Raw genomic sequence first — 24,103 nt, 5'->3', positions numbered from 1 at the left:
CTGATAGCGCTAGTGGAATTTGCGCTGGAGGCGTTTTTGGCCTGGTGGCAGGCCGCGCAGCCGCGTCGCTACAGGCCGGTCTTGCTTTGCGAGCGCAGGAACAGTCGCGAGACGGTCTGGGCCGTCTGGGCGCGGGTCTCGGCGTCGCCGGCCCGCAGTTCGGCCAGGGTGCCGTGCAGCATCTTCTGCGTGAGGCCGCGCGACAGGGCCTCCAGCACTGCGTCCATGTCCTCGCCCTTGGCCAGGAGCTTCTTGGCGCGGGCGATCTCCAGCGCGCGCCACTCGTCGGTCTGGGCGTTGAGCTGCTGGATCAGCGGCACCACGCCGCCGGTGGGGCTGCGCTGGTCCATCCAGTGCATGAAGCTCTGCACGCCCGCGTCGATGATGGCCTCGGCCTGGGCCACGGCGGCCTGGCGGTGCGCCTGGGCGGTCTGCACCACGCCGGCCAGGTCGTCCACGGTGTAGAGGTAGATGTCCTCCAGCGCCTTGACCTCGGGCTCGATGTCGCGCGGGACCGCCAGGTCGACCATGAACATGGGGCGGTGGCGCCGCTTTTTCAGTGCGCGCTCCACGGCGCCCAGGCCGATGATGGGCAGGCTGCTGGCGGTGCAGCTCACCACGGCGTCGAACTCGTGCAGGCGGTCGGGCAGGTCGGCCAGGCGCATGACCTCGCCGCCGAAGCGCGTGGCGAGCTTTTCGCCGCGCTCCAGCGTGCGGTTGGCGACGGCGATGGCCTTGGGGTTCTTGGCGGCGAAGTGGGTGGCGGCCAGCTCGATCATCTCGCCCGCGCCGACGAACAGCACGCGGATCTCGGACAGGTCCTCGAACAGCTGGCCGGCCAGCCGCACGGCTGCGGCCGCCATGCTGATGCTGTGGGCGCCGATCTCGGTGCTGGTGCGCACTTCCTTGGCGACGGCGAAGCTGCGCTGAAAGAGCTGGTTGAGCGTGGTGCCCAGCGCGCCGGCGGTTTCGGCGGCGCGCACGGCGTCCTTCATCTGGCCGAGGATCTGCGCCTCGCCCAGCACCATGGAATCGAGCCCGCTGGCCACGCGGAAGGCATGGCGGGCCACCAGGCCGTCTTCCAGCGCGTAGGAGTGCGAGCGCAGCAGCGCGGGGCTGACGCCGCCGCTCTGGGCGAGCCAGCCCAGCGTGTGGTCCAGCGCGGATTCATTGCCGGCGCAGTAGATTTCGGTGCGGTTGCAGGTGGAGATGATGGCCGTCTCGACGCTGGGATGGCGGCTGGCGCCGCCCAGCGACTGGCGCAAACCCTGCAGCGTGGGCGCGATCTGATCGAGCGCGAACGCAAAACGACCGCGCAGATCGAGCGGCGCGGTCGTGTGGTTGATGCCAAGGGCCCAGACTGCCATAAGCGGCGATTATAAAATTGCCGGCCCGATGCAGGGGGCTATGCCTGTAATAGTCTTGATCTGGGTCATGTCCATGGATGCTTTGTCCGCCGTCAACCATCTGCTGAATTTCGTGCTGCCCGCGTTCGCCGTGGCGCTGCTGCTGGTCGCCGGCTGCAAGGTCTTCCTGCGAAAGCGGGCGGCCACGCGTGGAACGCTGGCCCAGCTGGGCGTGCTGTTCGGGGTGGGCTGCCTCGTCCTCGCGGCCGGTCTGGCGTGGTGGGGACGCGACGGAAAGATGCTCACCTACGCGGCGCTGGCGGTGGGCTGCGCGACCGCGCAGTGGGTGCTGCTGCGCGGCTGGCGCTGAGAAAGGCGCGCCCGGAAGGCCCGGGCCCTCAGCCCAGCTTGTGCCGGGTCTGCAGCAGGCCCACGCCCAGCGCCATGAAGGTGCCGCCCACGATGCGGTTGAACAGCTTGGCGCGCGCCACCACGTGGCCCTTCACCAGCGAGATCAGCACCACGTAGAAGGCGTGCGAGATCAACGCGCAGACGGCGAACGTCGTGGTCAGCAGCAGATACTGCGTGAACAGCGGCTCGCCGGGCACGATGAACTGCGGGAACAGGGCCGAGAAGAACAGGATGGCCTTGGGGTTGGTCAGCGACACGCCCAGCCCCTGCGCCACCAGCTGCCAGTTCTTGCGCTCGCGCCGCTGGGCGGGCGCCAGGCCGGCATCGCTGGCGATCAGCGCGTCCTGGCTGCGCCAGCGCTTGATGCCCAGCCAGATCAGGTACAGCGCGCCGACGACCTTCATCACCAGGAACGCGTTCGCCGACAGGCTGAGGATGGTGCCCATGCCGACCATCGCGAGGCCCGAGACGGCGAAGATGCCGGCCGAGCTGCCGAGCGAGCTGAACGCCGTGCGCCGCGCCCCGACATCCACCGAGTTCGACACCGCCAGCAGCACGGCCGGGCCGGGGGTGAAGCACATCAGCAGCGAAACGCCGCAGAAAACGAGCCAGTGGGCGAGGGTCATGGTGAGGGGCTTTCAGAGGCGGCGGACAAGCGGGTATTTTCGCCGAGCAGGGCCTGCCGTGAAGGGGGCTTTTGCGGGTAAGACCCCGTGCCGGGCGATGCAGGCCGGCCCTAAGCTGCGGCTGATCCCATCCAGACACAAAAGAAGGAGACTTTCGCATGCGCCTGCGCAACTGCCTGGCGGCCGCCACCCTGGCCTGCCTGTCCGTGGCCGCCCTGGCCCAGGGCTTTCCCTCCCGGCCCATCCGCATCGTGATCGGCTTTCCAGCGGGCGGGCCGCTGGACCAGCACGCCCGCCTGCTCACCGACAAGCTGCAGGCCGTGCTCGGCCAGCCCGTGGTGGTGGACTACAAGTCGGGCGCGGGCGGCACCGTCGGCGCGCAGGACGTGATGAAGGCACCGCCCGACGGCCACACGCTGATGCTGGCCAACACCGGCGTGATGGTGATCAACCCGGCGCTCTACAGCCGGCTGCCCTACCAGACGCTCAAGGATTTCACGCCCGTCGCGCGCACCGCCATGCAGCCGCTCGCGCTGCTGGTCAACCCGAAGCTGCCGGCGAAGACGCTGCCCGAATTCATCCAGTACGCACGGGCCAAGCCGGGCCAGGTCAACTTCGGCTCGGCGGGCAACGGCGGCATCAGCCACCTGGTGCCGGAGATGTTCAAGACGGCCACGGGCCTGTTCATGGTGCACATCCCGTACCGCGGCAGCGCCCCGGCCTTCACCGACCTGATGGCCGGCCAGGTGCAGTTCATGGCCGAGAGCATTCCGCAGGCGGCCGCGTACCACAAGCAGGGCAAGGTGCGCGCCCTGGCCGTGACCAGCCGGCAGCGCAACCCGGCGCTGCCGGACGTGCCCACGGCGATCGAAAGCGGGCTCAAGGGCTTCGAGGTGGTGGGCTTCTACGGCTTTCTCGCGCCGGCCGGCACGCCCAAGGACGTGGTCGCCAAGCTGAGCGATGCGTTCGGCCAGGTGCTGCAGTCGCCCGAGGTGCGCGAGCGCATGGTGTCGCAGGGCGCCGATCCGGCCTTCCTGGGGGCGGACGCCTTTGCGGCCTTCCTCGCGACCGAGATGCCACGCTGGGCCACCGCCGTGGCGCAGTCGGGTGCGAAGCTGGATTGAGGCTTTCGAGCCCAATCGGCCTCCGGCACATATTCCACTAAGGCATTGCGCTATTGAATTTATAGCGAATCGCTGCGGCCGGGGTGGCCGCGCCCCGGTCAGACCACCGTCGTGCCCGGCGCGTTGCCGCCCTGCGGCTGCGGCACCGCCACGGTCGGCGAGGTCGGCGTGGGGTGGGTGAGCGACGTGGTCGCCGGCGGCGACAGCGCCAGGCCCGCGCCGCGCAGGTTGTCCAGGATGGTGAAAAGCAGGTCGCTGCGCACCCCGCCCGAGTTGCGCGGATTGCTCACATAGCCGATGGCCAGGAAGGTGAGCGTGCCGTTCAGGATGCCTTCGAGCTGCACGATGGGTTCGGGGTCTTCCATGATCCCTTCGTGGGCGTGGAAGGCCTGCAGGATCACCTCGCGCATGCGCTGCGCATCGGTGTCCAGCGGCGCGGGCAGGCGCAGCAGCACGCGGCCCGGCGCGCCGGTCAGCGTCATGTTGCGCACGGTCTTGGTGATGAACTCCGAGTTGGGCACGATCACGGTGGACCGGTCGCCCAGCTGGATCTCGGTGGCGCGCACGTTCACGCGGCGCACGTCGCCCTCGGTGTCGCCCAGCACCACCCAGTCGCCCACCTTCACCGGCCGCTCGGCCAGCAGGATCAGGCCCGAGATGAAGTTCTGCACGATGGCCTGCAGCCCGAAGCCGATCCCCACCGACAGCGCGCTGGCCACCCAGGCGATGCGCTCCACGCTGATGCCCAGCGCCGCCAGCGCCGCGGCCACCACCAGCACGCCGCCCACGTAGCCCAGCAGCGAGACGATGGAGCTGCGCATGCCGGGCTCGAGCGACGTGTTGGGAAAGTAGCGGTCGCTCAGCCAGCGCTTGAGCACGCGGATGGCCACGAACCCCGCCGCCACCACGGCCAGCGCGGTGAGCAGGGCCTGGGGCGCGAGCGCGAAGTTGCCCACCTGCAGGCCGTTGTTGAGGCTGCTGCCGCGCCGGAAGACCTCGTCCGGTCCGGTGCCGAACGGCGCCATCAGCGCGATCACCATGTAGAAGAACAGCACCACGCGCAGCACGCCCGAGCCCAGCACGGCCGCCTGGTCGAGCAGGCCCGCGTCGATGCCCATGCCGGAATGCAGCCGGCGCCCGAAGCTGCCCTTGGACGACAGCACGGCCTCGCACACGTCGTCGGCCAGCTGGTAGAGCAGGTAGGCGGTGGCGAAGACGATGGCGCTCCACACCATCTGCCGCGCCAGCGTGCTGGCCAGGGCGACGAAGCCCAGCGCCACCAGCACCAGGGTCGCCACCGAGGCGAAGCCCGCGCAGGCCACGAGCAGGCCCACCCACAGTGGGCGCGGGGGCGCGGCAGCGGCCTCGGCGGGCTCGCTGCCGCCGTCCGCCGCGCCGTCCTTGGCCGTGGTGCGCGGGGTGTGCAGGTGGCGCAGGCAGGCGATGGCGATGAGCGCGACCAGCAGCGCCGTCACCGCCTGCGTCGTCACCTCGGCCGCGAGGCTGGCGCCCACGGCGGTGTTGATTTCGGTGATGAGCCCGCTGGTGATGGCGACCAGGGCGATCCACCAGGGGTAGGGGCTCAGCCGCCGCGCCAGGTCGTCCGACAGCGAAGGCAGCCGCCAGGAGCTGCGCCGGCGCGACAGCAGCGCGTGCCCCAGGCCGATGGCGAACGAGGCGAAGATGGCCAGGCGCACCGCCGTGCTGCCCAGGCCGTGCAGCCGGTCGCCGAGGTTGTCGCCCACGTCGACGCCGCTGAGCGCCAGTTGCGCCGCCAGCCCGATCAGCAGCACGTGCACCACGACCGACACCGCCGCGAGCAGCGAGCGCCGCAGGCGCCCGGACGGCAGCCGCGTGGGGGCCACGCGCACCAGCACGCGCTTGGCCAGCCAGTTGCCCAGCACGGCCAGCAGCAGCGCGCCGGCCAGGCTGCCGAGGAAGGTGGCGCGCCGGGCGGGCTCCATCGCCCGCTCCAGGGCCTGGCGGATCTCGACCGCCAGCATCGACAGGCGGGCGGTGTCGGAGGGCCAGGCGTTGCGCAGCGCGCGCCAGTAGGTGGGGCCCAGCGGCGAGTCGATGCGGGCGGTCAGCGCATCCTGGAACTGCTGGCGGCGCTGGCGCACGAGGTCGGCGCTGCGCTGGTCGGCATCGACCACGATGAGGCGGGCGAGCTTGAGGTCGGCGTCCACGACGGCGCGCTGCTTGGCCAGTCCGGCCCGCTGCTGCGCCACGTCGGGGGAGTCGGCGGGCGCGCCTTTCTCGGGCGAGGGGCCGAGCCCGGCCAGGCGCGTGTCCAGGTCGGCCAGCGCTTCGGTGCGCTGCGCGACGAGTTGCTCGGCGGCCGTGCCGATGGCATAGACCTCGTTGACGAGCTTGCGGCCGTCGTCGTCCGGATCGAGCTTTTTCGGGACGGCGTCGAGCTGCTTGCGCAGGTCGTCCACCGAACGAGGGGCCGGATCGCCGGCCCGGGGGGCCGTGGCGCTGGCGGCCGGGGCCGGGGCGGATGCCGCCGCGGTCCGGTCCTGCGCCGCCGCGGGGTGGGACAGGGCCAGGCCCACGAGCAGGCCGGCCAGCAGGGTTCTGAAAAAGGAAGGAAGCAAGGGCGAGTCCGTGCGTACAAGGACCCGAAAGCGTATCACTGCCCCGGGCTGAACAGGTCCACCCGGTCGGTGATGATGCCGTCGGTGCCCAGGTCGATCAGGCGCTGCGCGGCCCACTCGTCGTTCACCGTGTAGCTCAAGGCGCGCAGCCCGGCGCCTTTCACCTGGGCCACGGTCTCGGCGGTCCACAGCGCGTGGTTGCAGACGATGGCCACGCAGCCGAGCTGCTGCGCGGTGTCCAGCCAGCCGGCGCCCAGCGTGTCCAGCAGCAGGCCGCGCGGCAGCAGCGGCGCCGCGTCGCGCGCACCGGACAGCGCGCGCACCTGGAACGAGGTGAGCAGCGGCGGCACCGCGGCGCCCTGCCACAGGCGCGCGGCGTGCGCGGCGACCACGCGGCCGGTTTCTTCCTCGGTGCCGGGCGTGGGCTTGATCTCGATGTTCAGCAGGTGGCCGTTGGCCCGGCAAAAGCGCGCCACCGCGTCCAGCGTGGGCAGCGGCTCGCCGGCGTGGGCGCGCGAATGCCAGGCACCGGCGTCCAGGCGCGACAGGTCGCTCCAGGCCTGTTCGCCCGCCGTGCCCCGGCCGCAGGTGGTGCGTTCCAGCGTGGCGTCGTGCAGCAAAAAGGGCACGCCGTCGCTGCTGAGCTTGGCGTCGCATTCGAACATGCGGTAGCCGTGGTGCGCGCCCAGGCGGAAGGCGGCCAGCGTGTTCTCGGGCGCGAGCTTGCCGGCGCCGCGGTGGGCGATCCAGCGGGGATAGGGCCATTCGGACGCGGAAACGGCAGGAGCAACGGCAGCAGCAGCGGAAGGGGCGGTCATGTCAGTGAACGAGGGTGGGGAATGCTGTCGCGGCGTTCGAAACCGGCACGGGCCCGTGCCGACCGATGGCCGCGGAGCAGGCCGCGCCCGCAGGCGCCGGTGGCGACTGCGGGGGGCTTCATAGGCTTTCGCCGAACTTGAGCAGGTTGCCGTGCGGGTCGATCACGTACAGCTCGCGCATGCCCCAGGGCTGCTCGCGCGGGGGATCGACGGCCAGGCCGCGCGCGGCGAAGTCGGCATGCAGCGCGCGCGTGTCGCCCCGCACGTAGCAGGAGGTGTTCTCGGCGATGTGGCGCTCGGTGCAGAGCCAGAAATGCAGTTCGCAGCCGTCGCGCTCGGCGATGAGGTAGTCGTCCGTGCGCAGCAGGGGCATGAACCCCAGCCGGTCGGCGCAGAAGGCCGCGCTCTCGTCCAGGTCGAGCGAGGCCAGCACGGGAACGGTCGCGTGCACGAGCCGGGCCGGCGCGGGTGGGCGGCTCACGGGGTCGCTCACATCCGCTTGCCGGTGGCGGCGTCGAACCAGTGCAGGCGCGACGGGCGCGGCGCGACGTGGATGGTGTCGCCGGGCTGGGGCGAGTGCGTGCCTTCTTCCACGCGCACGATGAGGGATTCGCCGTTCATGCGGGCGTATACCAGGCGTTCGGCGCCCAGCAGCTCGACGGTCTCGACCTGCACGGCCCAGCCGGTGGCGCCGATGTCCAGGTGCTCGGGGCGGATGCCGAGGATCGCGCCCTGCTTGCCACCTTCCGCGTTCTTGAGCAGGTTCATGGGCGGCGAGCCGATGAAGCTGGCCACGAAGGTCGAAGCCGGCGAGTGGTAGACCTCCTCGGGCGTGCCGAACTGCTCCATCACGCCGCCGTTCATGACGATCATGCGCTGCGCGAGCGTCATCGCCTCGACCTGGTCGTGGGTGACGAACAGGCTGGTGATGCCCAGTTCGCGGTGCAGCTTCTGGATCTCCAGGCGGGTCTGCGCGCGCAGCTTGGCATCCAGGTTGGACAGCGGCTCGTCGAACAGGAACACCTGCGGCTGGCGCACGATGGCGCGCCCCATGGCCACGCGCTGGCGCTGGCCGCCGGACAGCTCGCGCGGCTTGCGCTCCAGCAGGTGGCCCAGCTCCAGGATCTTGGCGGCCTTGTCCACGCGCCGCTTGATCTCGTCCTTGGGCACCTTGGCGATCTTCAGGCCGTAGGCCATGTTGTCGAAGTTCGTCATGTGCGGGTAGAGCGCGTAGTTCTGGAACACCATGGCGATGTCCCGCTCGGCGGGCTCGAGGTTGTTCACCACGCGCGGGCCGATGGCGATCTCGCCGCCGCTGATCTCTTCCAGGCCCGCGACCATGCGCAGCAGGGTGGATTTGCCGCAGCCCGACGGGCCGACGATCACGATGAATTCGCCATCCTGGATTTCGGCGCTGACGCCGTGGATGACCGGGTTGGCCTTGGGGCCGGCGCCGTAGCGCTTGATGACGTTGCGAAGCGAGAGGGATGCCATATCTTTGGGATTCTTGTCAGATCGATCGGTGGTCGTTGACCGTTATTTCTCGGTGTCCACGAGGCCCTTGACGAACCACTTCTGCATGAGCATCACCACCACGGCCGGCGGCAGCATGGCCAGGATGGCCGTTGCCATGACGATGTTCCATTCGTTCTGGCCGTCTCCGCCGGCGATCATGCGCTTGATGCCGATCACCACCGGGTACATGTCTTCGCTCGTGGTGGCCAGCAGCGGCCACAGGTACTGGTTCCAGCCGTAGATGAACTGGATCACGAACAGGGCGGCGATCGAGGTCTTGGACAGCGGGATCAGGATGTCCTTGAAGAACCGCATCGGGCCCGCGCCGTCCATGCGTGCGGCCTCGACCAGCTCGTCGGGCACGGTCAGGAAGAACTGGCGGAACAGGAACGTGGCCGTGGCCGATGCGATCAGCGGCACGGTCAGGCCCGCGTAGCTGTTGAGCATGCCGAGGTCGGACACCACCTGGTACGTCGGGCCGATGCGCACTTCCACGGGCAGCATCAGCGTGATGAAGATCAGCCAGAAGCACAGGCCCTTGAAGGGAAAGCGGAAGTACACGATCGCGAAGGCCGACAGCAGCGAGATGGCGATCTTGCCGAAGGTGATGACCAGGGCCGACACCAGGCTGACCCACATCATGCGGGCCACCGGGGCGGTGGAGCCCGCGCCCGCGTCGCGGCCGAACAGGGCGGCCTTGTAGGTCTCCCAGAAGTGGCTGCCGGGCAGCAGCGGCATGGGGGCCTGCACGATCTCCTGCGCGGTGTGCGTGGAGGCGACGAACGCCAGGTACAGCGGAAAGGCGACGATCAGCACGCCCAGCACCATGATCACATGGGCCAGGATGCCGGCGGTCAGGCGGCGCTCAACCATGGGCGGCCCCCATCGAGGAAACGCATTGCATCGGGCGTTGCATCAGTAGTTCACTTTCTTTTCGACATAGCGGAACTGCACCACGGTGAGCGCGACGACGATCAGCATCAGCACCACCGATTGCGCGGCCGAGCCGCCCAGGTCCATGGCCTTGAAGCCGTCGTAATAGACCTTGTAGACCAGGATGGCCGTGTCCTTGCCCGGGCCGCCCTGCGTGGCCGCATCGACGATGGCGAAGGTGTCGAAGAAGGCATAGACCACGTTGATCACCAGCAGGAAGAACGTGGTGGGCGACAGCAGCGGGAACTGGATGGTCCAGAAGCGGCGCCACGGGCGCGCGCCGTCGATGGCCGCAGCTTCGATGAGCGACTTGGGGATCGACTGCAGCCCGGCCAGGAAGAACAGGAAGTTGTAGGAGATTTGCTTCCACACCGAAGCCATCACGATCAGCGTCATGGCCTGGCCCGAGTCGAGCAGGTGGTTCCAGTGGATGCCGACCTTCTCCAGGCCGTAGGCCACCACGCCGAGCGACGGCGAGAACATGAACACCCACAGCACCGCGGCCACGGCGGGCGCGACGGCGTAGGGCAGGATCAGCATGGTCTTGTAGAACATGGCCGCCTTGACCACGCGGTCGGCGAAGATCGCCAGCATCAGCGACAGGCTGATGCCGATGCCCGCCACCAGCACGGAGAACATGGCCGTGGTCTTGAACGACTCCACGTAGCTGCCGTCGTTGAAGAGCTGGCGGAAGTTGGCCAGGCCCACCCATTCGGTGGAGGTTCCGAAGGCGTCCTGCAGCTGCATCGACTGCACCAGCGCCTGGCTGGCAGGCCAGAAGAAGAAGACCAGGATGATGGCCATCTGCGGCGCGATGAGCAGCCAGGGCAGCCAGGCAGATTTGAAACGGACGCGTTTTTCCATGGGGCGGAAGGTTGGGAGAAATCGGCGCTTCCCAAAGCAAAAAGCAGATGGATGACCCATCTGCTTTTTACGGTTGGCGAAACGGTCAGTTTAAGCCGTATTACGACTTGTTCGCCTTCTGGAAGCGTTCCAGTTGCTCGTTTCCACGCTTGACGATCGTGTCCAGCGCTTCCTTGGCGGTCTTCTTGCCGGACCACACCTGTTCGAGCTCTTCGTCCTCGATTGCGCGGATCTGCACGTAGTTGCCCAGGCGGATGCCGCGGCTCTTGTCGGTCACCTTGCGGATCATCTGCGTCACGGCCACGTCGGTGCCGGGATTCTGCTGGTAAAAGCCCGACTTCTCGGTCAGCTCATACGCGGCCTTGGTGACGGGCAGGTAGCCGGTGCGCTTGTGGCTGGCGGACTGCACTTCGGGCGTGGAGATGAACTGGAAGAACTGCGCCACGCCCTTGTATTCGGCAGGCTTCTTGCCGGCCATGACCCACAGGCTCGCGCCGCCGATCACGGTGTTCTGCGGTGCGCCGGGCACGTCGGGGTAGTAGGGCAGGGGAGCCAGGCCGTAGGCGAACTTGGCGTTCTTGGCCACGTTGCCGTAGAAGCCCGACGACGTGTTGATCATGGCGCACTCGCCGGACACGAAGCTGGCCTCGGGCACGTTGCCGCGGCCCTTGTAGACGAACAGGCCCTGCTTGGCCATGTTGGCCAGGTTCTCGATGTGGCGCACGTGCAGGGGCGAATCGACCTTGAGGCGCGCGTCCAGGCCCTGCAGGCCGTTGGACTTGCTGGCGAACTCCACGTTGTGCCAGGCCGAGAAGCTCTCGACCTGCGTCCAGTTCTGCCAGGCCGTGGTGAACGGGCACTTGTGGCCCGAGGCCTTGAGCTTGGCCGCCGCGTTGACCACTTCGGGCCAGGTGGCAGGTGCCTTGTCGGTGGGCAGGCCGGCCGCCTTAAAGGCGTCCTTGTTGAAGTAGAAGATGGTGGTGGAGCTGTTGAACGGGAAGCTCAGCATCTGGCCGTTGGGGGCCGTGTAGTAGCCGGCCACGGCGGGGATGTAGGCGGCCGGGTCGAACTTCGCGCCTGCGTCCTGCATCACCTTGCCCACGGGCACGATGGCGCCCTTGCTGGCCATCATGGTGGCCGTGCCCACTTCGAACACCTGCAGGATGTGCGGTGCGTTGCCGGCACGGAAGGCGGCGATGGAGGCCGTCATGGATTCGTCATACGTGCCCTTGTAGGTCGGCACGATCTTGTATTCCTTCTGGCTCTCGTTGAACTGCTTGGCCAGGTCGTTCACCCACTCGCCGTTGACCGCGGTCATCGAATGCCACCATTGGATCTCGGTCTGTGCCTGCGCCGTGGCGCAGAGCGAAGCGGCGATGGCGGCAGCGGCCGCCAGGTGCTTGAATTGCATGAAAACTCCTCGAATCGATACGAAATGCACGAAGCGCCGATGGTAGGACGCATTTCGTGACACGAATATGTCGTTGTCGCATAGGCCCACGCAGCGATCAAGCGGGGAAACCCGTCGCGGCGCAGGGGCCCGCCATGGCCGCCAAACGGGCGCCAGCGCTGGCGATTTCGTGACAATTCCGTGACAGATCGGCGGTGGCCGGAGTCGCCTTGGCGACTGGTGCCGCGCACCATTTCAGCGAATTGCAAGGATGCCAGCAGGGTTTTGTGCGGTGCACAATGATCTCGCGTCCCCATTTCGGGGCTGATCGCGGGGCCGAATCCCGCGCCTTTTCCTTTTCCGATCCTCCGGACCTTTCCATGGCCAAAACCTCTCTGGACAAAAGCAAGATCAAGTTCCTGTTGCTCGAGGGCATCCACCCGTCCGCGCTCGACGTGCTGCGCGGTGCGGGCTACACGCAGATCGAGGCGATCTCCGGCGCGCTGCCCGACGACGAGCTCAAGCGCAAGATCGCCGATGCGCACTTCGTGGGCATCCGTTCGCGCACCCAGCTGACGGCCGAGGTCTTCGCCCAGGCGCACAAGCTCGTGGCCGTGGGGTGCTTTTGCATCGGCACCAACCAGGTGGACCTGAACGCCGCGCGCGAGCGCGGCATCGCCGTGTTCAACGCGCCGTACTCCAACACCCGCTCGGTGGCCGAACTGGTGCTGGCCGAGGCCATCCTGCTGCTGCGCGGCATTCCCGAGAAGAACGCGGTGGCGCACCGCGGCGGCTGGCTGAAGTCGGCCGACAACGCCTACGAGATCCGCGGCAAGACGCTGGGCATCGTGGGCTATGGCTCCATCGGCACGCAGCTGTCGGTGCTGGCCGAGGGCCTGGGCATGCACGTGATCTTCCACGACGTGGTCAACAAGCTGCCCCTGGGCAATGCGCGCCAGGCGCCCTCGCTGCACGCGCTGCTGGGGCAGGCCGACATCGTGAGCCTGCACGTGCCCGAGCTGCCTTCCACGCAGTGGATGATCGGCGCGGCCGAGATCGCGGCGATGAAGCCGGGCGGCATCCTCATCAACGCCGCGCGCGGCACGGTGGTGGAGATCGAGCCGCTGGCCGAGGCGCTCCGGGCCAAGAAGCTGCTGGGCGCCGCCATCGACGTGTTCCCGGTCGAGCCGCGCACCAACAAGGACGAGTTCCTGTCGCCGCTGCGCGGGCTGGACAACGTGATCCTCACCCCGCACATCGGCGGCTCCACCATGGAGGCGCAGGCCAACATCGGGCTCGAAGTGGCCGAGAAGCTAGTCAAGTACAGCGACAACGGCACCTCGATCTCGTCGGTCAACTTCCCCGAGGTGGCGCTGCCCGCGCACCCGGGCAAGCACCGGCTGCTGCACATCCACCAGAACGTGCCGGGCGTGCTGTCGCAGATCAACCAGATCTTCTCGGACAACCGGATCAACATCGCCGCCCAGTACCTGCAGACCAACGAGAAGGTGGGCTACGTGGTGATCGACATCGACGCCCAGTCGTCCGACCTGGCGCAGGACGAGCTGGCCAAGGTGCCGGGCACGATCCGCAGCCGCGTGCTGTTCTGACCGGCCGGGCCGGCCGCCAGGGGCTCCGCCGGCCTGCCTTGGGATTGGGTGCCAAAACGGCCTCCAGCACAATGAAAACGCCGGCATGATGCTATAGAAATAGTAGCATCCGGGGTGCGGTCGTTGCCGCAGCGGCTGGCGGGGCGGTCCCGGCCCCCGGGACCGCCCGGAGGCTGGCATAAAATCGCGGCCCCGAGGCACAGGGGCGCCCCACGCGCCCGACCCAGGTTGACCCCATGAACGTTCCCATAGCGCTGGCTGCCCTGCAGGCGCAGGCCGCCGAGCCCGCCCGCCTGCGAGAGATTCCCTACAACTACACCTCGTTTTCCGACCGGGAAATCGTCATCCGCCTGCTCGGGTCTCCGTCCTGGGACGTGCTCGACCAGCTGCGCCGCGAGCGCCGCACCGGCCGCTCGGCCCGCATGCTCTATGAAGTGCTGGGCGACATCTGGGTGGTGCAGCGCAACCCCTATCTGCAGGACGACCTGCTGGACAACCCCGACCGGCGCAAGCTGCTGGTCGAGGCGCTGGAGCACCGCCTGGCCGAGATCGGCAAGCGCCGCACGCCGGCCGACGACTCCGGCCGCGACCAGCTCGTGGGCCAATTGGTGGACGCCGCCCGCCGCGCCATCGCCGAGTTCGACGCCACCTTCATCGAGGCGGCGCAACTGCGCCGCCAGGTGCAAAAGCGCCTGGGCCGCCACACGGCCAAGGACAACATCAAGTTCGACGGCCTCTCGCGCGTGTCCCACGTGACCGACGCGACCGACTGGCGCGTCGAATACCCGTTCGTGGTGCTCACCCCCGACACCGAGGCCGAGATGGCCGCGCTGGTCAAGGCCTGCATCGACCTGGAGATGACCATCATCCCGCGCGGCGGCGGCACCGGCTACACCGGCGGCGCCATTCCGCTCACCTGGCGCAGCGTGGTCATCAACACCGAGAAGCTCGAAGCCATGACCGAGGTGGAAATGCGCCGCCTCCCGGGCATGGACCGCGAGGTCGCCACGGTGTGGACCGAGGCCGGCGTGGTCACGCAGCGCGTGGCCGATGCGGCCGAGCGCGCGGGCTACGTGTTCGCCGTGGACCCGACCAGCGCCGAGGCGTCTTGCATCGGCGGCAACATCGCCATGAACGCCGGCGGCAAGAAGGCCGTGCTGTGGGGCACGGCGCTCGACAACCTCGCCAGCTGGCGCATGGTGACGCCCGACGCCCAGTGGCTGGAGGTGACCCGTGTGAACCACAACATGGGCAAGATCCACGACGCCGAAGTGGCCAGCTTCGAGCTGCAGTACTTCGAGGCCGACGGCAGGACGCCGATCCGCACCGAGCGCCTGGACATCCCCGGCAAGACCTTCCGCAAGGAGGGCCTGGGCAAGGATGTGACCGACAAGTTCCTGTCGGGCCTGCCCGGCATCCAGAAAGAGGGCTGCGACGGCCTCATCACCAGCGCGCGCTGGGTGGTGCACCGCATGCCCGAGCACACGCGCACCGTGTGCCTGGAGTTCTTCGGCAACGCCAAGGACGCGGTGCCCAGCATCGTGGAGATCAAGGACTTCATGTTCGCCGAGCAGCAGCGCAGCGGCGTGCTGCTGGCGGGCCTGGAACACCTGGACGACCGCTACCTGAAGGCCGTGGGCTACGCCACCAAGAGCAAGCGGCACGGCGGCGGCCTGCCGAAGATGGTGCTGTTCGGCGACATCGCGGGCGACAACGCCGACGACGTGGCGCGCGTGACCAGCGAGGTCGTGCGGCTGGCCAATTCGCGCTCGGGCGAGGGCTTCGTCGCCATCAGCCCCGAGGCGCGCAAGAAGTTCTGGCTGGACCGCAAGCGCACGGCCGCCATCAGCCGCCACACCAACGCCTTCAAGATCAACGAAGACGTGGTGATCCCTCTGCCGCGCATGGCCGAGTACACCGACGGCATCGAACGCATCAACATCGAGCTGTCGCTGCGCAACAAGATCGCGCTGTGCGATGCGCTGGAAGACTTCTTCCTGCGCGGCAACCTGCCGCTGGGCCGCCAGGACGACGCGCACGAGATCCCGTCGGCCGAGCTGCTGGAAGACCGCGTGGGCCAGGCCGTGGCGCTCGTGGGCGAGGTGCGGGACCTTTGGACCGGATGGCTGCGCGACGTGGAGCCGCTCTTCGCCCAGCTGCAGGACCACACGCTGCGCGCCAGCTGGAAGACCCAGCTGCGCGAGCCGCTGGCCAAGATCTTCGCCGGCGCCGCCTTCCAGCCCATCATGGACGAGGCCCAGGCCATCCACCAGCGCGTGCTCAAGGGCCGCGTGTGGGTGGCGCTGCACATGCATGCCGGCGACGGCAACGTGCACACCAACATCCCGGTCAACAGCGACGACTACCGCATGCTGCAGACGGCCCATGAGGCCGTGGCGCGCATCATGGTGCTGGCCCGCCAGCTCGACGGCGTGATCTCGGGCGAGCACGGCATCGGCATCACCAAGCTGGAGTTTTTGACCGACGACGAGCTGCGGCCGTTCGCCGACTACAAGCAGCGCGTGGACCCCGAAGGGCGCTTCAACAAAGGCAAGCTGCTACGAAATCAGGAGCGGGGTGCCCTAGTGGATATTGCCCGGGAGCCCGGTTCGGCCCGCAACTCGCTGATGTTCGCCGACCTGACCAACGCCTACACGCCGAGCTTCGGCCTGATGGGGCACGAGTCGCTGATCATGCAGCAGAGCGACATCGGCGCCATCGCCGATTCGGTCAAGGACTGCCTGCGCTGCGGCAAGTGCAAGCCCGTGTGCGCCACCCACGTGCCGCGCGCCAGCCTGCTGTACAGCCCGCGCAACAAGATCCTCGCCACCTCGCTGCTGGTCGAGGCCTTCCTGTACGAGGAGCAGACGCGCCGGGGCGTGTCGATCAAGCACTGGCAGGAGTTCGAGGACGTGGCCGACCACTGCACCGTGTGCCACAAGTGCTACACGCCGTGCCCGGTCAAGATCGACTTCGGCGACGTGACCATGAACATGCGCAACCTGCTGCGCAAGATGGGCAAGAAGACCTTCCGCCCGGGCAACGCGCTGGCCATGACCATGCTCAACGCCACCAACCCCGACACCATCAAGCTGATGCGCAGCGCCATGGTCGGCGTGGGCTTCAAGGCCCAGCGCATCGCCGTGGACCTGCTGCGCAAGGTGGGCCGCCGCCAGACCGCGCGGCCGCCGGCCACGGTGGGCACCGCGCCGGTCAAGGAGCAGGTGATCCACTTCATCAACAAGAAGCTGCCCGGCGGCCTGCCCAAGAAGACGGCGCGCGCGCTGCTGGACATCGAGAACAAGGACTACGTGCCCATCATCCGCAACCCGGCCACGACCACGGCCGAGACGGAGGCGGTGTTCTACTTTCCCGGCTGCGGCTCCGAGCGCCTGTTCAGCCAGGTGGGCCTGGCCACGCAGGCCATGCTGTGGCATGCGGGCGTGCAGACCGTGCTGCCGCCGGGCTACCTGTGCTGCGGCTACCCGCAGCGCGGCAGCGGCCAGTTCGAGAAGGCCGAAAAGATGATCACCGACAACCGGGTGCTCTTTCACCGCGTGGCCAACACGCTCAACTACCTCGACATCAAGACCGTGGTGGTAAGCTGCGGCACCTGCTACGACCAGCTGCAGGGCTACGACTTCGGCAAGATCTTCCCGGGCAGCCGCATCATCGACATCCACGAATACCTGCTGGAAAAGGGCGTGACCCTGCAGGGCAAGGGCGCCTACCTGTACCACGAGCCCTGCCACAACCCCATGAAGCTGCAGGACTCGGTCAAGACCGTGAAGGCGCTGGTGGGGCCGCAGGTGCTCAAGAGCGAGCGCTGCTGCGGCGAATCCGGCACGCTGGGCGTGACGCGGCCCGACATCTCCACGCAGGTGCGCTTTCGCAAGGAAGAGGAAATCAGGAAGGGCGAGGCCGCGCTGCGGGCCAGCGGCGCAGCGGGCGCGCAGGACAACGTGAAGATCCTCACCAGCTGCCCCAGCTGCCTGCAGGGCCTGAACCGCTACCAGGACGACCTGAACAACGGCCTGCTGGAGGCCGACTACATCGTCGTCGAGATGGCGCGCGAGATCCTGGGCGACCAATGGATGCCCGAATACGTGCAGCGCGCCAACGCGGGTGGCATCGAGCGGGTGCTGGTCTGATGGCGGCCACGGCGCCTGCTGCGGCCACTGTGCCCGGTTGCCCGCTGTGCGATGGTGACGGCGGCACACTGGTCTGGCGCGGCCCGAAGCTGCGCGTGATCCGCGCGCAGGAGGCCGGCTTTCCGGCCTTCTACCGCGTGGTATGGAATACGCACGCGGCGGAGTTCACCGACCTGGACGCGGGCGACCGCCTGCACTGCATGGAGGCCGTGGCGGCGGTGGAGACCACGCTGCGCGCCCACGTGCGGCCGGACAAGATCAACCTGGCCGCGCTCGGCAACATGGTGCCGCACCTGCACTGGCACGTGATCGCGCGCTTTGCCTGGGACAGCCATTTCCCCGGCGCCGTGTGGGCCACGCCGCAGCGCGACCGGGCGCCCGAACGCGAGGCCGAGGTGGCCGCCCGCCTGGCCGCGGCCGAGGCGGCGATGGCCGCGCGGCTGGCGCAACTGGCCTGACGCCCAGGCGCGTGAGCCCTGGCAGGGCGCGCTGACGGCCCGGCCAGGGCGCGGTGGGACAATCGCACTCCGGCTCCATCGGGCCGCCCGCAGCGGGCACAACGCAAACGCACAGAGGATTTCCATGGCAGGTTTGAAAGCCGGCGCACCCACGCCGCAGTCGATCACGGTGCACGAGGCATCGCGCGTGCTGGAGGTGGTGTTCTCGGACGGTGCGGCCTTCCGCATCCCGTTCGAGCTGATGCGCGTGTACTCGCCCTCCGCCGAGGTGCAGGGCCATGGCCCCGGCCAGGAGGTGCTGCAGACCGGGCAGCGCCACGTCACGCTCGCGGGGCTGGAGCCGGTGGGGAACTACGCGGTCAAGCCCACGTTCTCCGACGGCCACGACACGGGCATCTTCTCGTGGGATTACCTCTACGAACTCGGCCAGCGCCAGGACGCGCTGTGGGCCGACTACCTGCGCCGGCTGGACGAGGCCGGCGCCGATCGCGACACGCCGATGCCGCCCCGGCGCGGCGGTGGCGGCCATTCGCACGGCTCTGGCGGCTGCGCGCACTGACGGCGGCGGGCCCGCTCGGCGCGCGCCCCAGCGTCCAAATTGCGACAGATGCCCCATGCAGGTGCGGGGTTGTCGCTGTACGAGCGGGGCCCGCGCCCCTAGCATCGCGGAATGAGCACCACGCATTTCGGATTCCAGTCGGTCGATGAAGCGGAAAAGGCGCGCCGCGTGCGCGGCGTTTTCGACTCCGTCGCATCGAAGTACGACGTCATGAACGACCTCATGTCCGGTGGCCTGCACCGCGCATGGAAGGCCTACACGGTCATGGTCGCCAACCTGCGCGAGGGCCACCGCGTGCTCGACATCGCGGGCGGCACGGGCGATCTGGCGAAGGCCTTCGCCAAAAAGGTCGGCGCATCGGGCGAGGTGGTGCACACCGACATCAATGAAGCCATGCTGCGCGTGGGGCGCGACCGCCTCATCGATGCCGGCGTGGTGCTGCCCACGCTGGTCTGCGACGCCGAGAAGCTGCCCTTTCCCGATGGCCACTTCGACGTGGTGAGCGTGGCCTTCGGCCTGCGCAACATGACGCACAAGGACCAGGCCCTTGCCGAGATGTGCCGCGTGCTCAAGCCGCGCGGCCGCCTGCTCGTGCTGGAGTTCTCCAAGGTGGCCAAGCCGCTGGAGAAGGCCTACGACTGGTATTCCTTCAAGGTGCTGCCCCAGCTGGGCCGGATGGTGGCCGGCGACGACGCGAGCTACCGCTACCTCGCCGAGTCGATCCGCATGCATCCGGGGCAGGAAGAACTCAAAACCCTCATGCAGAAAAATGGCTTTGGGCATGTGGACTATCACAACATGACGGGGGGAATCGTTGCTTTGCATGTTGGAATCAAGTGCTGAGCCGCCTTGCGTTTTCGTTCGCAGCCGGCACCTATCTATAAATTGGAGATGACATGATGAAACTGTGGTCCGTGGCGCTGGTCGCCATGTTGTTGGTGGTGCATGCCGATGCGGATGCGCGCCGCATGGGCGGCGGCAAGTCCGTTGGCAAGCAGTCGAGCAATGTGACGCAGCGCGAGGCGGCTTCGCCTCCGCCCGCTGCGCCCGGCGCACCGGCGCAAAACGTCAACAGCGCGGCGGCCGCCAAGCCCGCCGCCGCACCGGCAGCCGCTCCCGCGGCGGCCGCCAAGAAGCCCTGGGGCGCGATGCTCGGCGGCCTGGCCGCGGGCCTGGGCCTGGCCTGGCTGGCCCACTCGCTCGGTCTGGGCGCGGGCTTTGGCCAGTTCCTGCTGATCGCGCTGCTGGCGCTGGGGGCCTTCGCCGTGTTCCGCATGTTCATGCGGTCGCGCAAGCCCGCCGAAGGCGGTGGCGCAGGCCACTCGCCCTTCGCCTTCCAGGGCGCCGGCGGCGGTGCCGCTTCGCCGGCCGAGGCGCAGATGCCCCGCCAGTACAGCCCGCAGAACGTGGGCAACGATGCCTCCGCTCGGCCCTTCGAGCGCAGCAGCATGGCCTTCGACGCCTCGCGCCAGAGCGGCGGTGGCTCCGGCGTGGTGATCGGCTCGGCGCTGGCCGGCTCGCAGAACTGGGGCGTGCCCGAGGGCTTCGACACCGAAGGCTTCCTGACCGCGGCCAAGCGCAACTTCATCACGCTGCAAGGCGCCTGGGACCGTTCCGACATCGCCGCGCTCCGTTCGATGATGACGGACAGCATGGTGGAGGAGATCCGCACCCAGCTGAGCGAGCGCGAGTCGCTGCGCGGCGCCAGCCAGCCCAACCACACCGACGTGGTCATGCTGGAGGCACAGCTGCTGGGCATCGAGGACCTGGGTGATGGCTACATGGCCAGCGTGGAGTTCTCCGGCATGATCCGCGAGGAACTCTCGGCCGGCCCGAGCCCGTTCCGCGAGGTGTGGAACATGACCAAGCCCAAGAGCGGCGGCAGCGGCTGGCTGGTGGCCGGGGTGCAGGCCCTGCAGTAACCGGCCGCAATGGCGCGGCGGGCGCGGGGGTAAAGCCCTCGGTGCCGCGCCCAGTTCGGGGAATAATCGGGGACTATGGCAACACAGTCCCCTTTTTCATTCCTGGATGGGCTTTTCGAGCGCATCGCCGCAGGCCCGCAGCCACCGCAGTGGCTGGTGCACGAGGTGCAGCACCGCCTGGTGCTGTTCCTCAACCACGTGCTCATGCAGGAGCCCGAGGCCATGGACCGCCTCGTGCGCCAGAAGGGGCGCGTGGCGCGGGTGCAGTGGCGGGTCTATTCCATGGCCCTGCAGATCACCCCGGCCGGGCTGCTCGACCTGGCGCCCGAGGGCCAGGTGCCGGACCTGCGCCTGGAGGTGATCGAGACCTCTCCCCTGTCGCTGGCCCAGACCGCGCTGCGCGGTGACAAGCCCGGCATCCGCATCGAAGGCGACGTGCAACTGGCCGCCGACATCAACTGGCTGGTGGACCACGTGCGCTGGGACGTCGAGGAAGACCTGGCCCGCGTGATCGGCGATGCGCCGGCCCATGCCATCGGCTCGGCGGCCCGCCGCGCCGCGCAGGCGCTGCGCCAGTTCGTCGGCGCACGCCGGGCGTCCTCCGCCGGCGAGGCCGGCGGTACCGACCGATTCGCACCATGAGTCGTTTCCTTCGCGGCGTCACCATCGTCTGGGTGGTGCTGCGCTATGGGCTGGACGAGCTGGTCCTGACGAGCTTCCAGAAGCCCTGGCTGCGCCTGGTGGCGCGCATCGTGTCGATCGGCCGCAACCTGGACGCCCCGCGCGGACAGCGCCTGCGCGAGGCGCTGGAGCGGCTGGGCCCGATCTTCGTGAAGTTCGGCCAGGTGCTCTCCACCCGGCGCGACCTGATGCCGCCCGACATCGCCGACGAGCTGGCGCACCTGCAGGACCGCGTGCCGCCCTTCGATCCCGACGTGGCGGTGGCCACCATCGAGCGCGCCTTCCGCCGTCCGCTGGCCGAGGTGTTCGTGTCGTTCGACCGGGTGCCGATCGCCAGCGCGTCCATCGCCCAGGTGCACTTCGCGGTCGTGCGCGACCGCAAGGGTGTCGAGCGCGAGGTGGCCGTCAAGGTGCTGCGCCCGGGCATGCTGCCCGTGATCGAGAACGACCTGGGCCTGATGCGCCTGATGGCCGGGTGGGTGGAGAGCCTGTCGGCCGACGGCAAGCGGCTCAAGCCCCGCCAGGTGGTGGCCGAATTCGACAACTACCTGCACGACGAGCTGGACCTGGTGCGCGAGGCCGCCAATGCCGCGCAGCTGCGCCGCAACATGCAGGGGCTCGAACTGGTGCTGATCCCCGAGATCCTCTGGGACTTCTGCCATGCCGAGGTGCTGGTGATGGAGCGCATGAAGGGCGTGCCCATCAACCAGATCGAACGCCTTCGGGCCGCGGGGGTGGACATCCCCAAGCTGGCGCGCGACGGGGTCACGATCTTCTTCACCCAGGTGTTCCGCGACGGCTTCTTCCACGCCGACATGCACCCGGGCAACATCCAGGTGAGCCTGGAGCCGGAGACCTTCGGGCGCTACATCTCGCTGGACTTCGGCATCGTCGGCACGCTGACCGAGTTCGACAAGGAATACCTCGCGCAGAACTTCACGGCGTTCTTTCGCCGCGACTACAAGCGCGTGGCGGAGCTGCACATCGAAAGCGGCTGGGTGCCGGCCCACACGCGCGTGAACGAGCTGGAGGCGGCCATCCGCACCGTGTGCGAGCCGTACTTCGACCGCCCGCTCAAGGAGATCTCGCTCGGCATGGTGCTGATGCGGCTGTTCCAGACCTCGCGGCGCTTCCATGTGGAGATCCAGCCGCAGCTGGTGCTGCTGCAAAAGACGCTGCTCAACATCGAGGGCCTGGGGCGCCAGCTCGACCCCGACCTGGACCTGTGGAGCACCGCCAAGCCGTTCCTCGAAAAGTGGATGCTCGACCAGATGGGGCCGCAGCGCCTGTGGCGCGAGCTGCGCGCCGAGGCGCCGCGCTTTGCCAAGATGCTGCCCGAGCTGCCGCGCCTGCTGCATGGCTACCTGCGCGAGCGGCCGCACGACCACCGGCGCGAGCTGCTGGAACTGCTGGCCGCGCAAAAGCGCACCAACCGCCTGCTGCAGAGCCTGATCTACGGTGGCATGGGATTTGTATTGGGGCTGCTGGCGATGCAGCTGCTGATCCGCGTGCGGCTCTTCTAGCCTTTTTCCGACCCCTCCCTTTCCCCTTACCCCTCCCTACGCGACATACGAGGAGCATGCCGTGCTGTTGACCCTGGTCATTGTCTATCTGCTGATCACCATCGCCATCGGCCTGCTCGCGGCGCGGCGGGTGAAGAACTCGGCGGACTTCGCCATCGCCGGGCGGCACCTGCCGCTGTACATGATCGTGACGACCACGTTCGCCACGTGGTTCGGTTCCGAGACGGTGCTGGGCATTCCGGCCAAGTTCATCGAGGGCGGGCTGGGCAACGTGGTGGAAGACCCGTTCGGCGCGGGCTTCTGCCTGATCCTCGTGGGGCTGTTCTTCGCGGCGCGCCTGTACCGCATGACGCTGCTGACCATCAGCGACTACTACCGCGAGCGCTACGGCCGCGCGGTCGAGATCGTGTGCTCGCTCATCATCATGCTGAGCTACCTGGGCTGGGTGTCGGCGCAGGTGACGGCGCTGGGCCTGGTGTTCAACCTGCTGTCCGGCGGTGCCATCAGCATTCCGATGGGCATGACCATCGGGGTGGTCTCCATCCTGGCCTACACGCTGTTCGGCGGCATGTGGTCGGTGGCGGTGACGGACTTCATCCAGATGATCATCCTGGTGGGCGGGCTCACGATCATCGCGGTCTTCGCCGGCAACATGGCCGGCGGGGCGGACAAGGTGATCGAGCTGGCCAGCAGCCGCGACCTGTTCCGCTTCCTGCCCGAGCCCAAGCTGCACGACATTCTGTTCTTCATCGCGGCGGGCATCACGATGATGTTCGGCTCCATTCCGCAGCAGGACGTGTTCCAGCGCGTCATGTCGGCCAACAACATCCGGGCGGCCACGCGCGGCCCGGTGATCGGCGGCATCTGCTACATCCTGTTCGCCTTCGTGCCCATGTTCCTGGTGGCCAGCGCGCTCATCATCATGCCGACCGAAACGGCCGAACTGCTCAAGGACGACCCGCAGAAGGTGCTCCCCACGCTGGTGCTGCAGAAGATGCCGTTCATCATGCAGGTGTTCTTCTTTGGTGCGCTGCTGTCCGCCCTCAAGTCCACGGCCTCGGCCACGCTGCTGGCGCCCAGCGTCACGTTCACCGAGAACATCTGGCGCCAGTTCCGTCCGAACGGCACCGACAGCGACCGCCTGCGCACCATGCGCATCAGCACGCTGGTGTTCAGCGCCCTGGTGCTGGCCTATTCGATCCACATGCAGGGCACGTCGATCTATGAACTGGTGTCGGGTGCCTACCAGGTGCCGCTGGTGGGGGCCTTCGTGCCGCTTGTCTTCGGCCTGTACTGGAAGCGCGCGACAACCCAGGGCGCCATCCTGGCCATCATCGCGGGCCTGTCGTCGTGGCTGCTGTTCCTGGCCACGCCGGCCGGCGCCGTGTTCCCGGCCCAGCTGGCGGGCGTGCTGGCTGCCACGGCGGGCATGCTGATCGGTTCGCTGGCGCCGCAGGGGCTGCGCAACGTGCATGCATCGCACCACCCGGTGGCAGGGGTGGAGCAGGCGTGAAGGGGGTTGGGACGTGGTGCCTATAATTGAAGGTTTTGCACTTTCCATCGCACACGCTC

Annotated in this window: 20 protein-coding genes; 11 read left to right on the top strand and 9 right to left on the bottom strand. The window is 68.3% G+C overall.

The features are described from left to right. Positions 1–68 precede the first annotated feature (68 nt). Positions 69–1,367, bottom strand: coding sequence for a glutamyl-tRNA reductase (hemA, locus tag AVME950_RS07060; protein ID WP_272565496.1), 1,299 nt, complete (start codon positions 1,365–1,367; stop codon positions 69–71). Positions 1,368–1,440: 73 nt separating this feature from the next. Here hemA and AVME950_RS07055 point away from each other — a divergent pair, with 73 nt between their 5' ends. Beyond that, the gene (locus tag AVME950_RS07055; RefSeq protein WP_272565495.1) at positions 1,441–1,716 is read left to right on the top strand and encodes a hypothetical protein; all 276 of its coding nucleotides are present in this window, start codon (positions 1,441–1,443) and stop codon (positions 1,714–1,716) included. 28 nt (positions 1,717–1,744) lie between these two features. On the opposite strand, the gene AVME950_RS07050 is transcribed toward AVME950_RS07055, so the two are convergent. Then, complete coding sequence (locus tag AVME950_RS07050; RefSeq protein WP_272565494.1) at positions 1,745–2,383, bottom strand: LysE family translocator; 639 nt, start codon at positions 2,381–2,383, stop codon at positions 1,745–1,747. 158 nt (positions 2,384–2,541) lie between these two features. On the opposite strand from AVME950_RS07050, the gene AVME950_RS07045 reads away from it, so the two are divergent. Beyond that, positions 2,542–3,507 (top strand): Bug family tripartite tricarboxylate transporter substrate binding protein, encoded by a 966-nt coding sequence (locus AVME950_RS07045; protein ID WP_284429249.1) that lies wholly within the window; start codon positions 2,542–2,544, stop codon positions 3,505–3,507. 98 nt (positions 3,508–3,605) lie between these two features. Here AVME950_RS07045 and AVME950_RS07040 read toward each other — a convergent pair whose 3' ends face one another. The 7 genes from AVME950_RS07040 to ugpB form a co-directional block, all read right to left on the bottom strand. Next, positions 3,606–6,080, bottom strand: coding sequence for a DUF3772 domain-containing protein (locus tag AVME950_RS07040; protein ID WP_284429588.1), 2,475 nt, complete (start codon positions 6,078–6,080; stop codon positions 3,606–3,608). Between the two features lie 62 nt (positions 6,081–6,142). Continuing rightward, entirely contained in the window at positions 6,143–6,925 is a 783-nt protein-coding gene (gene ugpQ / locus AVME950_RS07035) for a glycerophosphodiester phosphodiesterase (protein ID WP_284429248.1), read from the bottom strand. Positions 6,926–7,043: 118 nt separating this feature from the next. Next, entirely contained in the window at positions 7,044–7,406 is a 363-nt protein-coding gene (locus AVME950_RS07030) for a bleomycin resistance protein (RefSeq protein ID WP_284429247.1), read from the bottom strand. An 8-nt stretch (positions 7,407–7,414) separates the two neighbouring features. After that, positions 7,415–8,419: a sn-glycerol-3-phosphate import ATP-binding protein UgpC gene (locus AVME950_RS07025; protein ID WP_284429246.1), complete on the bottom strand. Its 1,005-nt coding sequence runs from the start codon at positions 8,417–8,419 to the stop codon at positions 7,415–7,417. Positions 8,420–8,461: 42 nt separating this feature from the next. After that, a complete protein-coding gene (ugpE, locus tag AVME950_RS07020) occupies positions 8,462–9,313 on the bottom strand; it encodes a sn-glycerol-3-phosphate ABC transporter permease UgpE (RefSeq protein WP_284429245.1) in 852 nt (283 codons plus the stop codon). A 42-nt stretch (positions 9,314–9,355) separates the two neighbouring features. Beyond that, positions 9,356–10,237 (bottom strand): sn-glycerol-3-phosphate ABC transporter permease UgpA, encoded by an 882-nt coding sequence (ugpA, locus tag AVME950_RS07015; RefSeq protein ID WP_284393763.1) that lies wholly within the window; start codon positions 10,235–10,237, stop codon positions 9,356–9,358. 100 nt (positions 10,238–10,337) lie between these two features. After that, positions 10,338–11,648: a sn-glycerol-3-phosphate ABC transporter substrate-binding protein UgpB gene (gene ugpB, locus AVME950_RS07010; RefSeq protein WP_272565484.1), complete on the bottom strand. Its 1,311-nt coding sequence runs from the start codon at positions 11,646–11,648 to the stop codon at positions 10,338–10,340. A gap of 359 nt (positions 11,649–12,007) precedes the next feature. Between ugpB and serA the strand changes: the two genes are divergently transcribed. The 9 genes from serA (at position 12,008) to AVME950_RS06965 (ending at position 24,044) form a co-directional block, all read left to right on the top strand. Next, positions 12,008–13,237 (top strand): phosphoglycerate dehydrogenase, encoded by a 1,230-nt coding sequence (gene serA / locus AVME950_RS07005; RefSeq protein ID WP_284429244.1) that lies wholly within the window; start codon positions 12,008–12,010, stop codon positions 13,235–13,237. Between the two features lie 236 nt (positions 13,238–13,473). Further along, entirely contained in the window at positions 13,474–17,388 is a 3,915-nt protein-coding gene (locus tag AVME950_RS07000) for a DUF3683 domain-containing protein (protein WP_284429243.1), read from the top strand. Further along, complete coding sequence (locus AVME950_RS06995) at positions 17,388–17,846, top strand: HIT family protein (protein ID WP_284429242.1); 459 nt, start codon at positions 17,388–17,390, stop codon at positions 17,844–17,846. Before AVME950_RS07000 ends, AVME950_RS06995 begins: the two co-directional genes overlap by 1 nt. 124 nt (positions 17,847–17,970) lie before the next feature. After that, positions 17,971–18,405 carry a gamma-butyrobetaine hydroxylase family protein gene (locus AVME950_RS06990; RefSeq protein WP_272565478.1) on the top strand — a complete coding sequence of 145 codons (435 nt, stop codon included), beginning with the start codon at positions 17,971–17,973 and terminating at the stop codon, positions 18,403–18,405. Between the two features lie 111 nt (positions 18,406–18,516). After that, positions 18,517–19,248, top strand: a complete 732-nt coding sequence (ubiE, locus tag AVME950_RS06985) for a bifunctional demethylmenaquinone methyltransferase/2-methoxy-6-polyprenyl-1,4-benzoquinol methylase UbiE (protein ID WP_284405490.1) — start codon at positions 18,517–18,519, stop codon at positions 19,246–19,248. Between the two features lie 53 nt (positions 19,249–19,301). Further along, positions 19,302–20,327, top strand: coding sequence for a Tim44 domain-containing protein (locus AVME950_RS06980; protein WP_284429241.1), 1,026 nt, complete (start codon positions 19,302–19,304; stop codon positions 20,325–20,327). A gap of 75 nt (positions 20,328–20,402) precedes the next feature. Continuing rightward, complete coding sequence (locus AVME950_RS06975) at positions 20,403–20,969, top strand: hypothetical protein (RefSeq protein ID WP_272565475.1); 567 nt, start codon at positions 20,403–20,405, stop codon at positions 20,967–20,969. Beyond that, positions 20,966–22,531 (top strand): ubiquinone biosynthesis regulatory protein kinase UbiB, encoded by a 1,566-nt coding sequence (ubiB, locus tag AVME950_RS06970; protein WP_284405492.1) that lies wholly within the window; start codon positions 20,966–20,968, stop codon positions 22,529–22,531. Before AVME950_RS06975 ends, ubiB begins: the two co-directional genes overlap by 4 nt. Before the next feature lie 61 nt (positions 22,532–22,592). Beyond that, positions 22,593–24,044 (top strand): high affinity choline transporter 1, encoded by a 1,452-nt coding sequence (locus AVME950_RS06965; RefSeq protein WP_284429240.1) that lies wholly within the window; start codon positions 22,593–22,595, stop codon positions 24,042–24,044. The last annotated feature ends 59 nt before the right edge of the window (positions 24,045–24,103 follow it).

Source organism: Acidovorax sp. SUPP950, assembly GCF_030158935.1.
Lineage (GTDB): Bacteria > Pseudomonadota > Gammaproteobacteria > Burkholderiales > Burkholderiaceae_C > Paracidovorax.
This window is presented reverse-complemented; position numbering and strand designations above follow the sequence as displayed.